The following is a 14,174-nucleotide window of genomic DNA, read 5'->3' on the forward strand; positions in this document are numbered from 1 at the left end:
CTGATGCTCCTTCAAAACCCCGATGATCTGTTCTTCCGAGAACCGTGATCGCTTCATTGCCTGTCTCCTTTGTCGAGGAACAGGCTAACCCAAAATCGGGAACATCTCAGGGGAGCAGGTCAGTTCCAATGCAGATGGCATGATCGGGTTCAGGCCGAAGAACGTCCGCGTGCGGGAAAGCCTGCCGGATGATATGCGTGACTATCTGATAAAATGTGATCCATGGTTTGAGTATCTGGAGAACTACAGGCACGCGGTGTCGCACCGCATCCCCGTCTATATTCCACCGGCCACGCTGAATGAAAAAGACGCTGAAGAGTATCGGCGCATAGAGGATGAAATCGGCAAAGCCATTCGGGAACGCGACTTTGAACTTTGGGGCGCGTTGATGGCGAAGCAACGGGCGCTCGGGACTTTCAAGCCGGTGATGATGCACTCATATGGTGAGAGTGCCCGCCCGGTGACGGTCCACGGCCAGATGATCTGCGACATGGCGACGGTTGTGGAAATCGGAGAGAATTTGCTGAAGGTTCTCCCCGATCCATAAAATTTTATCGGTGCAATTAATTGCAATTCTGGCAAATTAGTGCGGCATTGAACCGCTTCTTGCTCGTGCCCCAATGTCGGCCCCAACGCCGTCCAGACCCGGAAACAGGTTTCTGCGGTCATAGCCCATACTCAAAAGCGTTCCGTGCAAATGACGCTTGATCCTCATAGGAATAACAATCTTGGCGAAGCCACGTGCAATTCCTGTTGTGGTGGTGATCCGGTTCCCCATATCAGGCCTTTGATCTAACGGAACAAAGGGTGCGGTAGGCTCGCCGTACGGATGGAATGTGAACATGGACTTCTGGGCCGGTATGCGCCGGTCAATGGCGGGCGGCGTTACTGAAATTGCCTTGTGAGGTCCGAGCGTTTTCACCTGTTCGGGAAGATAGTGCGCGTCGGGTAAAATCATGAAGATTGCAGCATCAGCGTCAGATTGATCTTCGGTAGCAAAAAATGCAGCCACCAAGGGGTCACGGCTCCAATCCATGAACCTAGTCGGCACTCCAAAATGCTGCGCCAGTATCCGGTCATTAGAATAGCTTCGGGGTAGCGTAGGCAGATAGGGAAGCCCCTCATCGAAAAAGCGTTGCACCCACGCGGTTTCAAAATAATCGTAGTTTTGCTCCAAGGTTCCGCCGCCAATGGCCGGGTTCTGAACGCGATAGAGTGAAGGAACAAGTCCCCATTCGGCGTTGCACTGCCCCCTAAAAATATGACGATAGTCTCCCGGCTGGCTCTCGATTAGCGAGAAGAGCGCCGACAAAGACCTATCCTTCATTTCCACAATTTGCATGAATGCCCCGTTCTTTATTCGCCCACCATGTTGATGTCGGGGCATCAGGATAGTGTCAAGTCAGCTATTCCGGCCCCCGGCCCCGCGTAGGTCTCCGGCAAGCTGGGCGAGATTCTGGCCTTCGGTGCGCCTGAAGCCGTCCGGCTTCTGAAGGGCGGCGTCCACGGCAGTTGCGACTTGCTGGGCGAACCGGGCGTCCTGTTTCGGGTTGCCGCTGCTGCCCTGCATGTTGATCGCCAGAGACGGCGCATAGGTGCTGGAACTGCTGAAGGCGTTCCGGCTGGCGAAGCCGCCCGCCGCGAAGGCCGGAGCTTTCCCCGCGTTGATTGCTTCGAGCACGGCGCGGTGCTTCCGGGTGGAACGGGCGTTCACGACGAACTCACCATCTGACAGCATGGCGGGGATGCTGTCACTTGTGCTTGTCCCCGGCCCGGAGACGGCCCCGCCATCCGCAAAGCCCAGAAGCCCGCCAAGCAGGCCAGCGCCGCCGCCCATGGACGAAGACAAAAGCTGCGAAAGCAACTGCTGGATTGCCCCTCCGAACTGCCCCAGCCCCGGCACGGCCTGCGATAGCGGACCTATCAGGCCGGTGACGCCCTGCGCCATGCCGCCAATCTGGGGGACGGCCTGCGTTGCCGCCATGCCGATGCCCTGAAGCGGCTGCTGCATCGCGGTCGTGCTGGTGGCGGTCGCCCGCATTTGCTGCTGAAGGCAGCGCTGGGCCTCAATCTGCTGCTGAACAATCTGTTCCTGCTGGGCGGCAAGCTGCTGCTGGGCGATGCTGCCGGTGGTCATGGGGTCAGGTGTCCCGGCAAGCATGGACTGCCCCGGAAGGTTGATCCCGTATTCGCCGGGGCGGAACCGCTGAAGGTCTGCCGTGGTGCCGTGGCGATGCGCCCCCAGCTTCGGCCCGTCCAGCTTGTCAATCCAGCCGAAGTTGTTCGGGGTCGATGCCGCCCGGTTCGCATAGTTCAGATGATCGCCCACGATGGACGGGGTGCCCGCCGCACGCTGGGGCAGGTATTCGTCCACAAGGCGAGATGCACGGGCATAACGCGGATCGTTGACGGACAGGTCATCAACGGACCTGCGGCCATGCTTCCAAGCCGGGGGACCGTTCACGTCGGAGAACTGCTTGCGGGCGTTCACCACGTCCGTCACGCTGTCGCCCCACTTCCCGGAAGCGCGGCGGTTCAAGATGGTGTCAATGATCCCCTTGCCCTGTGCATCGCCCTGCGAAGTCACCCATTCTGTCATGAGGGTCTTCTTGAGGTCGGTGATTTCCTGCGGTGTCAGGGTGATCTGTTTGGCGAAGGTGTTGGCCGCGCTTTCGGTGGCCGTGGCGAACGGATCGTGGGAGCCGCGAAGATCGCCGCCGATGGCGGGAACGGCCTTCGTGCCCAGCCCCAACGTGCCACGAAGCGGGGTATCTGCCACTGTCTTCAACTCGGCGGGCTGGGTGGTGGCAAGCGGCTGGGTGTCGTTTTGTGCAATTAATTGCACGGGCGATGCTGCCGGTGCCGGGGTCGCCAAACCCTTCCCCCAGGACGAAAAGATGTTGTCGCCACGGGACGGCCCGAAAATACGTTCCCAGATGGCATCAAGGGCCATGTCCAAGAGCTTGGAGGACAGCTTGTTCAACGCGCCTAGCAGGGCTTCGGCTGGGGATTTCGCGTTCACAAGATCGGTGATGAAGCCCTTGAAGGCGTCCTTGCTGGCGTTCTCCAGCTCTTCGGCCTTCTGGGCGGCTTCTTGCTGCGATTTGGCAAGATTGCGGGCTTCTTCCGCCGCTGCGCTGTAGGCGTCCGCGATGCTGGCAATCTTGCTGCGCACGTCGTCGGTGATTTCGACGCCCGCTTCCTGCGCACTGTTCAGAAGCTCTTGCACCATGCGGGCGCGTTCGATTGCCGCCCGCTGTTCCTCAAGGGTGCCGGTGACAGTGCGGCGCACGTCGGTTTCAGCCTTCAGCGTAGCGATACGCTTCTGAATGCCCGCGATTTCCTTTTCAAAGGCATTGGCCTTCGTCGCGTCGGCGGACGTGGTTTTGTCGCTGCCGGGGATGGCGGCGTTCTTCCGCTCTTCGGCCTGCCGGTCTTTTTCCGCCTGTTCGGCCTCACGCTGGGCGGCACGTTCGTTCGCCCGGTCGCGCATCGATCCAAGGGCTTCGCCCACGCGGTCCCGCGTCACCTTGCGGAGCGCGTCCAGATAGGCACGGCCTGCCTCTTCGCCAGCCCCGGCATAACCGTTGGCAATCCTGCCAAGGGTGACTTCCCCCACGGCCCCCAGCGTCACGCCGACGCTTTCGCCTACGCTGTTGATGGCGTTGACGGCGGCATTCACGCCCGCCACGACGGTATTCAGGCCGCTTTCCACAAGGCCAATCATGCCGTTGATGGCGTTCAGGACGGCTTCCGCGACGGCCTGCGGGAGCTTCGTAAAGGTCACGACAAGGGTGTCATAGACCAGCACAAAGGCGTTGATGATGTTGTTCGCGGCCTGCTTGGCGAAGTCGGCAAGATCAGCCACGCTGATTTCAGCGCCGCCCAGCGCATCCGCGATGAAGTTCACGGCGGACATGAAGGCATCGCCCGCAATGCTGGCGGCTTCCGATGCCCCGGCCTTGATGTCTTCCCATGCGATGGCGGCATAATCCTGAAGCGTGGCAAGCTCGCCCTGAATAGGGTGGATTTTATCCCCGAAGGCGGACAGGGCAACCGCCGCCCCGCCGATCACGGTGGCGAGCAAAAGCCAAGGGTTCGTTGTGACCACGGCGGCTTGCGCAAGGGCGACACGGGCAAGGCTGGGTACGAACCGGCCAAGCAAAACCGCCGCCGCTGCCGCCGCGCCATCGGTCACGGAACCGATGTTGTCGGCAAGGAAGTTCATGCCGCTGCCCAGCGTGGCCGTGATGCCATGGGCATCGTTCAAGCTGCCGATGTAGGCCGTGAACTCGTTGCGGAGCCGGGTGAAGCTGTCGCCAATCGTGGCATTGGTGGCCGCGAACTGCTTTTCCACATTGGCTTGCGCGTTGAGGATGGCCTGAAACACGCGGTCAGAAGTCAGCTTCCCCTCTTCGCCCAGCTTCTTCAACTGTGCGATGGTCACGCCGAACTCATCCGCGATGGCCTGCGCAAGCACGGGGGCGTTCTCGCGAAGGGAGCGCAATTCATCGCCCTGAAGGACGCCCGAACCTAGCGCCTGTCCAAGCTGAAGGATGCCGGATGCTTGTTCGGCGGCGGATGCGCCCCCGGCCTTGAAGGACTTCGCCACGATGTTGGTGGCGCTGGCAATGTCTTCCTCGGTCTTCGCCACGCCAGCCGCCGAACGGGTCAGGCGGGCGTAAAGATCGGCATAATCTTCAAGAGAGGTCCGGGCATCGTTCGCGCCCCGCTTCAATTCCTGAAGGGACCGGACCTGAACGCCCGTCGATGCCGCTGCGGCCCGGACCTTGTTTCCGGCTTCGGTCCACGCATCCGCAAAGCGGCGGATTTCGTTGAAGCTCACGCCGACGCCTACGGCCCCCAGCATCCTGTTGATGTTGGCGGTGGAAGAGCGAAGGGAGCTTTCAAGCTCACGGGAAGCGCGTTGCGCCCGCCGTTCAATGCCGCTGAACTGACGATCCGCCGTGCGGCTGGCACGTTGGAAATTGCGCTCGAAATCCCGGATACGGGCTTCAAGAGCGACGACAAGCTGTTCTGTTTCACCGGCCATGTCTGGGCCTCCTAGCAATTGATGACGGCGTAATCCGCCCAGTCGTCGTTTTCATAGAATGAGCGTCCGCCGCCTTCGCCGGTCGAAGCACGCGCAACCGCCATCGCGGCGGCAACGGCCCCGTCTATGCGATCGCGGGACTTGCCCTTGTGGAATGCCTTGTTCCCGGCCTTGTCGGTTTCGACGGCGATGTTGTCGAAGTTCCAGCGCAACACGGGATGCCCGCCATGGGTGAACCGGCCCGCCACGATGGCGCGTTCCAGTTCCTTGATGGCCGGTGCCATCGTCACCCAACCTTGCCGCATCTCGATTGCGGGATAGCCATCCTCCCGAAGGGTGTTCATCATGTTGCGGGCAAGATGCGGGTCGAAGGCGATTTCCCGCACGTCGAAGCGTTCGCAAAGATCGCGGATGGTGTCTTCCACGGCGCGGAAGTCCACGACATTGCCGGGGGTCGGTTCGATGTAACCTTCTTCCGCCCAGAGCGGATAAGGCACGCCGTCCCGGTCAGCTTTCCGGTGCAGGTTGTCGCGGGGGCAGAAGAACCACGGGTGAACGATATAGCCGTCTTCGCCGTCCTGCCACGCGGCGATGATCACGGTCAGGTCGCTGTTGCTGGAAAGGTCAACGGCAAGCCAGCACGGTTCGCGTTCAAGGTCGGACAGGTCGAAGGACTTTGCCCCCTGATCGTACACGGCCATGTCAACGAACGGGTCGGACGAATGGTCCTGCCAGATGTTGAGATGATACCGCTGGAAAATGGACCGTTCGGAAGGCTTATGCTCGGCTTCCCGTGCCATCTGGCGTAGTCCTTCAAGATCGGGATAGCCGTGTTTCAGCCCCGGATTGACGGCGTGCCATACGGTCTCATCCTTCCAATCGGCATCGCGGGGAGCCTCAAACAGAATTGGCAATGTCGCCGGGTCGTGGATTTCGCCACGGGCAACCTTGCGGGCATAATCGATCACGTCGAAGGCAAGATTTTCCTGCCCCGCTCCCGCCGTGGTGGTGATGACGGTCAGGGAATTTGCGACCTTCGCCGCACCGGCACGCATCGCGCCCCATAGCTCGCGGGGGTCACGCTTCAGCCAGGCATGGATTTCGTCGGCAATAATCAGGCTGGGCGTGCGGCCCTGCGCCGTCCCCGCATCGCTGGCAAGGGCTTCGTATTCGATCCCGCCCGGAAACATGATCTTGGACACATAGTCCCTGATCTTCGCGCCACGGGCTTCGTCCACGGTCTTGGCGCTGTTGCCGATGTTCGGGGCGAACGCATAATCGCCATCGATCATGCCCGCGACTTCTTTGAAGACGCCCTTGGCCTGTTTCTTGTCCACGGCGACGGACACAAGCTGCGCACCGGGGCGGCGTTCCGGTCCCTTCGCGTGCAAGAGCGTGATGGCCCCCGTGAGCGTGGTTTTCCGATTGCCACGCGGGACCAGAAGCACGGCGGTCTTGACGACGCGGGAACCGTCCGGGTGCCGGGGACCGTAAATCTGCCGGATGATCTTTTCCGCCCACGGGTCGAGCGGGAAGGCATTATCCGGGCGCGTGGAAAGCGGATGCTTCAGGCTGCGGATGAAATCGACGGCCCGTTGCCCGTACCCCAGCGGGTCAGGGATTTCCGGGAAAGGGTTCTTCGGCTTCTTGCGGATGACTATGGGCATGGATCAATCGCCCCCCGTCGCCACGCATCGAAGGTCCAGCCCTTCACGGCGTCCAAGTTCCTTGATCTCCTTCAGGTCGAAGGCGCGGCCCAGATAGGTCACGCGGTCGGCGGGCGTGATGCCGTCCATGTGACGAACGCGGAAGATCGTGGCGGCTTCGGTGGACGCGCCCCAGCCCTTCATGAACTCTTCCGTGGTGGCCTGAATGATCTGGGCGCGGACGGTGGCAAGGTCCGTCCACGTTTCAACGGGCGTCCCGTATTCGTCCACGGTCGTGGTGAACCGCTGAATGGTGATAGTCTTGTCGAGCTTCCCGGCCCTCATGGTGCCACCTCCGAAACCGACGCCTGAAGCGTGACAATGCCGTGACTGCGCAATCCGCCCGGATCACGGATGAACCGGGAAGACGCAATGTGAAGGTCCGCAACGTGCAGGCCAGTGACGTTCCAGAAGGTATCGGCAAGGGCATCGCGGACGGCTCCGGCGATCTGCTTCGAGACGACAAGGCCGGGTTCTGTCGCCCAGATATGCAGGTCCGAGAAGACATGATGACGGCGACGGGCAAGCCCTTCGTCGGGAACCGTCTGCCCTTCGCCTATCAGGATGCACGGAAAGACTTCCGGGGTCTTGTTCCGGTCCATGATGTTCGTTGCCGGGACAAGGGAGGTCACGGCGGACGTTGCCACAAGGCGGGCGCGGATGGCGGCTTGCATGGAAAGGCTGGGTTCGGTCATTTCGCCCCCCTCACGGCCTTGCGGACGGCCCGTTTGATGCGGTTCGCGGCACGCTTTTTCGTGAGCCTGTAGGCAGGCCAGAAATACGGCTGGGCGGCGGCTTCCTCGGTGCCGTATTCGACAAGGTGCGGATAACGCACGTCATCGTTGCCAGCGGTCACCAGCACTTGCGTTTCGCCTGCCGTTCGGGAGCCTCCCGGCTGGGAATACGGTGGCGTGGTGCCGCCCGGTGGCGTCACGGTGATGCTGTCCTTCAGAGCCCCGGTGTCTTCCGGTGCAAGGGTGCGCATGCGGTCGGCAAGCTCATTGCCCGATGTCATGAGGGCAGGCACGACGGCCTGTTTCACGGCGCGGGGGATAGCCTTCAAGCGCTTCTGCAATCTGCGGGTCTGGGCGCTCATGTCAGAAGCTCCATTCCCGGTACTGCGAAACCACGTCCCAAAAGCCCAGCGGAAGCTCTTCGGCGCTGATCCCGACAAGGGACGCCTCCCGGTTTTCATAGAGGTGCCCGACAAGCTGCCGGATGGCTTCCTTCAGGTCGCCGGGAACCGTCGTCATGTCCGCCAGCTTCCCGTCTTCCGGCAACCATCCGTCAATGAAGGCTTCGGCGGCTTCGATCTTCCCTTCAAGCAAGGTGTCGTCGGCGTCGGTGGTGATGTTCAGATGCGCCTTGGCGTCGGCAACGGTGATGATGCTCATGCCGATGTCCCTTCAAATTGAGTTTCGTGCCTCCCCACGCCGGTCCCCGTGGCATCGGTGAAATTCTCGACATACCCCCCGGTGGTCTTGGCGATGGTGGCGGTGCCTGTCCGGGCTGGGGCGTGGATGCCTGCCAGCATCCGGGCGATGATCTCGGCATTGCGCTGGTAGCGTTTGCGGGCATTGGGAGGCATGACGGGTTCAGACAGGGCACGCTTGACGGACCAGCCATAGGTCAACCGCCATTGCAGGGTTGCCACGGGGATGCCCAGCTTCCTTGCCCATGCGCTGATGCTCATGGTCTCGCCGCGATGGAACACGGGCACGCTGTTCGTTGCGAAGTCATAGAGGGGGCGAGCGTCATCATGCTCAAGGAAGGTGTCCCCGCACATGCGTCCATAGACCGTAGGCACGGCAAGGCCGGTGATTGCTGCGATCTCCTTCACCGTCCGCATCTCGCCCCGGAACTGGTATCGCTTGGCCGTGCCGTCGCGTCGGTGGTTCCTCGGCACAAACGGGCGATCTTCGATCACTTCGCCATTGATGCGAAGCGTGATGGCGCTGGGCGACAATCCCGTAAGCATGGCCACGTCCGCACGGGTCATGCGCTTGCCTCTGAAGTAGTAGAGCCTTGCGTTGCTCATCGGCGCTTCTCCATGGATTGCAACGGCCCGTCGTGACAGGGTTTGCAGACGGGGGACCAATTGGACCGCTGCCAGAAGAGCTTGCGGTCGCCACGGTGCGGGGTCTTGTGGTGAACGATGGTCGCGGGAGCGCCGCACATGACGCAACGGGGGTGCGCCTTCAGGTAGGCCGCACGTTCCTTGTCCCACTTGCTGTCATAGCCGCGTTCGCGTGCGGTCGGTCGCTGGGCGTCATGGCGTGCTTTGCGCTCACGATCCCGCTGGGTCATGTGCGGGCAACGGTCGCCGGATGCAACGATGCAACCACATGCGCGGATGGACGGTGCGGCGTAGGGCATGGTTCATGCCCCCTTGTCCCGGCCAACGATCATCATCGCGTCCAGTTCATAGCCAAGCACGCCAAGCAGGCGCTCAAGCTGTGCGATTGTAAGGCGGGCGGAACCGCGCCTGAAACGGCGATAGGTGCCGCGCCAGATGTTCGCCCCCTCGCAGAGAGCGCGTTGGGAAATCCCATGCTCTTGCCGGAGGTCTTCAAGCAACTTGGCCCAATCGGTGGAACCGGCCATGCCTATGCCCTCCTTTGCACGATTTTGGTGCCAAAGCCGCCGAAAACGCCCCTGAATTTTTCGTCCAGGCTGATGTCGGATTGCGGTTTGTCGGTCTTGTCGTCGGTGCCGCCGAAGATGGCTTTGAGCATGGACATGCGGCCATCGTGGGCGAGCATGATTTCGGCGGGGGTGGCGTTGAGTGTGTCTTGCGGCGTCCAGCCCAGCCAGCCGGTGCCGATCTTGTAGAGACCGGACAGGTATTCGCTGAACGGCTGGGATTTGCCCTTGGCCTTGCTGCCGTTGTCATTGGCGGCTTCGGGTTCGTCCATGCCCGTGAGGGCGAGCACATACCGGACAAGGGGTTCGCGAAGGGCATCAAGCCCATTGTCGAGAATGCGCGTTTCCAGCATGGGAATGTCGGCGTGATCGCGGATGATCTCGCACGTCGCCGTCAAGCTGCCGTCCATGATCTCCCGGAGAAGACCGGCGAAGGAACCGGGGCGACGTTCTATGCGGATGGCAAAGCGAAGAGAGGGGCGAAGCTCGATAGCCTCGCCCCCGATGCTGACAGTGATCGCGTCTGCCAGCTTCGCCATGGATTACGCCGATACGGTGATGCTGTATTCGGCGGACGCGGTGCCCGAACCGGTATAGGTCGCCGTGATCGTGAAATTCGACGTGCCAGCCGTGGGCGGCGTGCCGCTGATTTCACCGGTCGTTTCGTTCAGGGACAGGCCGTCCGGAAGGTCGCCAGCCGTGACCGCATAGGACACGGTGCCGATGCCGCCCGATGCCGTGACGGACGCGGTGTATTCCTCGCCTTCGGTGCCTGCCGTGAGCATGCCCGCTGCCGGGGACATGGTGACGGTCGGTGCTGCCGGGATTTCGAGAATTTCGCCGTCGATGGACAGGGCGAAGGTGGTGCGCACGATGTTGTCGGCGTTGCCGTAATTCGACTTCGCGGACATGACCGGGGCGCGGAAGTAATAGACCGTGTTTTCGCCGGTCGGCGTCGGGCGGTCGTTCAGCTCCACCTTGAACGGATACTTGAACCAGTCGCCCGCCGCTGCACGGGCGCGGTTCTGTCCTTCGTCGCTGGGGTCACGGCCCACGACAACCTCAAGAGCGCCGGAATTGAGCGATCCCTTGAGCTTGCGGACATAGCCGTCTGCCAGCGAAATGAAGGTCTGTTCGGAGCCTTCAACGCCGAACTCCCCGATGTCTTCGACTTCCTTGATTTCCAGCCACGTTTCGGCCTCGTACTGGTCGATGGTGGAAATCGTGTTGTTCGCCGCTCCGATGAAAAGGCGGCTCTTCGCATTGGTATGGATTGCCATGATCTGGGTTCCTTGTTCAGGGGCTGGGTTGCTTAGGTCAGGTCAACCTTGAGAAGGCGAAGAGCTTCGGCCTTCGTCACGCCGCCGCCGACACGACGACGGGCATGGAAGCGGACAAGGCCGTTCACCTGCTGGCTGTAGGGGTCGCGAAGAACGGACAGGTTCACGCGGTCGAAGATGCGGAAGGCGCTCTTGAAGTCCCCGAAGACAATCGGGAGGGCTTCGGCGTCCGCTGCCGGGTAATCCGGCATGTCGGGAAGCTCCACGACGGGACGGCCCATGATGGTCGGCGGGTTGCCAGCCGTAAGCGCGTCCTGCCAGAGATAATCGCCGTTGGCGTTCTTCAGCTTGCGGACGGTGCCGATGACGGAACGGTTCATGCCCCAGACGGCGCGGGAAGCATAAGCGCCGGGAAGGTCGTGGAACACGTCAATAAGGTTGTCGGCGGTGAGGTCGGCCCCGGTCGTGTCCAGCGTTTCGATGCCCGCCGTGTTCAGAAGGCCGTTCGGCTTGCCGGTGCCGTCGCCGTTGATGAAGGCGGCACCTTCCGCACGCCCGAACTCTTCCGCGAAATCGAAGGCAAGTTCGGCTTCGAGGTTGAACGCGGCATCTTCCAGAAGGGTGTTCGACACGTCCACGTAGCACTTCAGTTCGTAGACGTTGATTTTCTGCTGACCATAGGCGGGCTGGGTGGCCGTCGCCGGGGTGGTCTCGCCGCCCCAGCTTGCCGTCATGGTGCCGGTGCGCTTCGGGAGAACGATTTCGCCCGCCGATGCCGGGGTTACGCGGGCAACGGAACGGATCGGGGAGAAGAGGACCAGATTGCGGTCCAGCTCGGCCACGAACTGTTCCGGCGCGAGATAGCCGCCCGCCGTGTCGGTCGAAACCGTGAGGGCGCGGACTTCTTCCGCTTCCATGCGCTCCACGCCGGTACGGGCGAAGTTGATGAACGCCCGCTGTTCGATGGCCGGTTCGTTGCGCTGTTCATGCTGGGTGCCGGGGCGGTTCAGCCGGGTTTCCAGCGCGGCGATGCGATCATTCGCGGCGCGAAGCTCGTTCTGGTGCTGGGTGCGGAACTCGTCCGCTGCGGAGCGGATTTCCTCCACGGCGGCGGTGGCCGCTGCCATCGGGTCGCTGTTGTCAGGGTCGCTGCGGGTTTCGAGGGGAAGGACTTCAACGTCCTCAAGGGTGATGCGCGTGTTCATGGGTTAGCCTTTCAGGGTTGCGGATGCGGCACGGGAAGCGGAAAGGAAGGCGGACAGGTCCGGCCCGGAAGAGCGAACGGACGTGACACGGGAGCCGGGGACGGCGGGGATGGCGACAATGCTCACCTCCCGAAGCGCGGCCTTCGTGATATGGCGGACGCCCCCAGAACGGGCTTCGTCCTTCAGGCGCTGAAAGCCGATGGACAGGCCGGATATGTCGCCATTGGCGAGCATGGAACGGACTTCGCGGGCGCGGGCCACGTCGAGGTTCAGGCGGGCCTTGATGCGCAAGCCTTCGCCGTCCGTCGTGATGCTGCGCACGCTGCCAAGCACCTGCGAGCGGTCATGAGACCAGAGAAGCGGAAGGGACCGGCCTTCCCATGCGAAGGCGTTGCGGTCGAAGCTGGTCCGGTAGCTGTCCACGACGCCAAAGCGAACGGCCAGCCCTTCAATGCTGCCGTCGTCGGCGCTGTCAAAGCGCACTTCCATGCAATCCAGCGTGTCGCCGTGGGCGGCTTCGCGGGTTTCGTGTGCAATTAATTGCACAAGATCATTCGTCATCGGATTGGACCTTTCCAAAGAGCCGCATTTCAAGCGTCCCCAGAGCGAAGGGCAGAACCTCCATGATTGGACGCGGGGTGACATAGGCGGCGACAAGATCGGCGGCGGTCTGGGGCGTCTCTCCCCCGCCGATAAGCCCCAGCCGGATCACGGCCAAAAGCTCGGCATGGCGGAAGTCGAGGGAGGCGAAACGACGATAAAGACCGGCGATGCCCGCCCCGGTGACGCGCTCAAGCTCAAGCACAAGCTCGGCGGGCAAGCGGAAGTCGCGTTCGGCGTCCCCGAAGAACGTGCGGAAGGCGGGAGCCTCATTCATTGGTGCCGCCCCCGGATTGCACATAGGGGTTTGCCAGCGTGTCGCCGCCTGCCATCGGGGGCAGGTTCTCAAGGCGGCGAAGTTCGTTCGCGGTGTAGACGCCCGCTGCCCTGAACTGGCTGTAGGCCGTCGCACGGGCGGACGTGTCGGCGGCGGTGATGTCGTCGGTGTCGTGTTCGATGAAGTATTCGGCCCGCTCTTCGTCGGTCAGGAGCTTCAGGGCGAACTCGCCTTCGATCCGGGTCAACCACGGATCAAGGCTGTAGGACAGGAACATGCGGCCCATTTCGGAAGAGTTGGACCATGTGGCCCGCCCGAAGTCCTGAATGAAGATCGGCGGGACGCGGAAGGCGCGTGCGATCTCGGCAACCGCGAACTGGCGAAGCTCCAGGAACTGGCTGTCCACGCTGTTCAGGGTCAGGGCTTGAAACTTGCCGTCATCGTCAATGATCGCCACGCCGCCGCTGTTGCCGCCGCTATGGGCGGACGTGAACGCCTTATTGACGCGCTGGGCGGCTTCGGGCTTCAGGGGGCGCGGGAAGGTCAGGATGCCGGAAGGACGTGCGCCCTTGCCGAAGAGGCGGGAGGCGTGGCCTTCAAGCTGAAGGGCGAGCGCGATGGCTTCGCGGGCTTCATGGACCGGGGACACGCCCCGGATGCCATCGGCGGCAAGCGGTCCCCGCAAATGGATGATGTTGGTGCGAGGAACGATGCCGTTGATTGCGCCGTTCTGGGCGCTGACACGGTAGACGGGTTCCGCCGTGGTCATGTCTTCGGAGAGAGACACGGAACCGGGCTTGAGCCGGTGAAGCTCGCGGGGCGTCCCGTTGCCATCGCGGACGATGTATCCAAAGCCGTCGCCATGAAGCAGGGCATCGCGGACAAGCTGTTCCCGGAACTGCTGGGCGGTGGTCCACGGGTTTGCCGCCCCGGACAGAAGGCGGGCGACGGGATGGTTCAGGTCTGGCTCATGAGCGCCGTTCGCCCCGCGCCGGTAAACGCCTAGCGGAAGATGGCCGCACGGCTCTGACAGGGCAGCGACGGCGGCACGTACTGCGGTGCAGCGGGTGGCCGATGCCGGGGAGACGTTGACGCCTGCGGCGGTCGGCATGACGCCGAAGATGCCGAAGTCCTCAAATGTCGGCTCGGCAAGGCTGCGCGTTTCCTGCGCGGCGTCCGCCGTCGTCTCTGTCTTCGATCTGCTGAAAGGCCACATGCCACGATCCCGGTGTTTCGTGGCTATGCAATCTACTCACATTTTCTGGGCTGTCATCAAGGTGCGCGGTCTGTGGTATGCGGTTTGAACCGGGGCACGGGAGGGGGCTATGGGGGTGGGTTCCCTTCCAGGGGAAAGACGAGCGAAGCGAGTATCCCCGGCCCCGACCGAAGGGAGGTCCGGGAGCGTAGCGA

The 14,174-nt window shown here is 62.4% G+C and carries 16 protein-coding genes; 1 reads left to right on the forward strand and 15 read right to left on the reverse strand.

The annotated features are described in order from the left end of the window. Positions 1-139: 139 nt before the first annotated feature. Positions 140-547 carry a hypothetical protein gene (locus C7T96_RS21565; RefSeq protein ID WP_106573327.1) on the forward strand — a complete coding sequence of 136 codons (408 nt, stop codon included), beginning with the start codon at positions 140-142 and terminating at the stop codon, positions 545-547. 36 nt (positions 548-583) lie between these two features. Here C7T96_RS21565 and C7T96_RS21570 read toward each other — a convergent pair whose 3' ends face one another. The 15 genes from C7T96_RS21570 to C7T96_RS21645 all read right to left on the reverse strand — a co-directional run bounded on the left by C7T96_RS21570 (position 584) and on the right by C7T96_RS21645 (position 13,980). Continuing rightward, the gene (locus C7T96_RS21570) at positions 584-1,342 is read right to left on the reverse strand and encodes an FRG domain-containing protein (RefSeq protein WP_158264445.1); all 759 of its coding nucleotides are present in this window, start codon (positions 1,340-1,342) and stop codon (positions 584-586) included. A gap of 60 nt (positions 1,343-1,402) precedes the next feature. Beyond that, positions 1,403-5,053 (reverse strand): tape measure protein, encoded by a 3,651-nt coding sequence (locus C7T96_RS21575; RefSeq protein WP_106573329.1) that lies wholly within the window; start codon positions 5,051-5,053, stop codon positions 1,403-1,405. An 11-nt stretch (positions 5,054-5,064) separates the two neighbouring features. Next, positions 5,065-6,720 (reverse strand): terminase TerL endonuclease subunit, encoded by a 1,656-nt coding sequence (locus C7T96_RS21580; RefSeq protein WP_106573330.1) that lies wholly within the window; start codon positions 6,718-6,720, stop codon positions 5,065-5,067. Between the two features lie 3 nt (positions 6,721-6,723). Then, entirely contained in the window at positions 6,724-7,044 is a 321-nt protein-coding gene (locus C7T96_RS21585; RefSeq protein ID WP_106573331.1) for a phage head closure protein, read from the reverse strand. Continuing rightward, entirely contained in the window at positions 7,041-7,454 is a 414-nt protein-coding gene (locus C7T96_RS21590; protein WP_106573332.1) for a DUF3168 domain-containing protein, read from the reverse strand. The genes C7T96_RS21585 and C7T96_RS21590 overlap by 4 nt, the downstream gene beginning before the upstream one ends. Beyond that, positions 7,451-7,855 carry an HK97-gp10 family putative phage morphogenesis protein gene (locus C7T96_RS21595; protein ID WP_106573333.1) on the reverse strand — a complete coding sequence of 135 codons (405 nt, stop codon included), beginning with the start codon at positions 7,853-7,855 and terminating at the stop codon, positions 7,451-7,453. The genes C7T96_RS21590 and C7T96_RS21595 overlap by 4 nt, the downstream gene beginning before the upstream one ends. A 1-nt stretch (position 7,856) precedes the next feature. Further along, positions 7,857-8,153: a head-tail connector protein gene (locus C7T96_RS21600; protein ID WP_106573334.1), complete on the reverse strand. Its 297-nt coding sequence runs from the start codon at positions 8,151-8,153 to the stop codon at positions 7,857-7,859. Further along, entirely contained in the window at positions 8,150-8,797 is a 648-nt protein-coding gene (locus C7T96_RS21605; protein ID WP_106573335.1) for a hypothetical protein, read from the reverse strand. Before C7T96_RS21605 ends, C7T96_RS21600 begins: the two co-directional genes overlap by 4 nt. 341 nt (positions 8,798-9,138) lie before the next feature. Then, positions 9,139-9,363: a helix-turn-helix transcriptional regulator gene (locus C7T96_RS21615; RefSeq protein WP_106573337.1), complete on the reverse strand. Its 225-nt coding sequence runs from the start codon at positions 9,361-9,363 to the stop codon at positions 9,139-9,141. A 2-nt stretch (positions 9,364-9,365) separates the two neighbouring features. Then, on the reverse strand, positions 9,366-9,941 hold the full coding sequence (locus C7T96_RS21620; RefSeq protein WP_106573338.1) for a hypothetical protein: 576 nt from the start codon (positions 9,939-9,941) through the stop codon (positions 9,366-9,368). A 3-nt stretch (positions 9,942-9,944) separates the two neighbouring features. After that, positions 9,945-10,682 carry an Ig domain-containing protein gene (locus C7T96_RS21625; RefSeq protein WP_106573339.1) on the reverse strand — a complete coding sequence of 246 codons (738 nt, stop codon included), beginning with the start codon at positions 10,680-10,682 and terminating at the stop codon, positions 9,945-9,947. Between the two features lie 32 nt (positions 10,683-10,714). After that, entirely contained in the window at positions 10,715-11,887 is a 1,173-nt protein-coding gene (locus tag C7T96_RS21630; RefSeq protein WP_106573340.1) for a phage major capsid protein, read from the reverse strand. A 3-nt stretch (positions 11,888-11,890) separates the two neighbouring features. After that, positions 11,891-12,448, reverse strand: coding sequence for an HK97 family phage prohead protease (locus C7T96_RS21635; RefSeq protein ID WP_158264446.1), 558 nt, complete (start codon positions 12,446-12,448; stop codon positions 11,891-11,893). After that, positions 12,438-12,764 carry a gene transfer agent family protein gene (locus C7T96_RS21640; RefSeq protein ID WP_106573342.1) on the reverse strand — a complete coding sequence of 109 codons (327 nt, stop codon included), beginning with the start codon at positions 12,762-12,764 and terminating at the stop codon, positions 12,438-12,440. The genes C7T96_RS21635 and C7T96_RS21640 overlap by 11 nt, the downstream gene beginning before the upstream one ends. Further along, a complete protein-coding gene (locus tag C7T96_RS21645; RefSeq protein WP_106573343.1) occupies positions 12,757-13,980 on the reverse strand; it encodes a phage portal protein in 1,224 nt (407 codons plus the stop codon). The genes C7T96_RS21640 and C7T96_RS21645 overlap by 8 nt, the downstream gene beginning before the upstream one ends. Positions 13,981-14,174: the final 194 nt, after the last annotated feature.

Origin of the sequence: Nitratireductor sp. StC3 (genome assembly GCF_003015025.1) — a bacterium.
GTDB lineage: Bacteria > Pseudomonadota > Alphaproteobacteria > Rhizobiales > Rhizobiaceae > Mangrovimarina > Mangrovimarina alexandrii.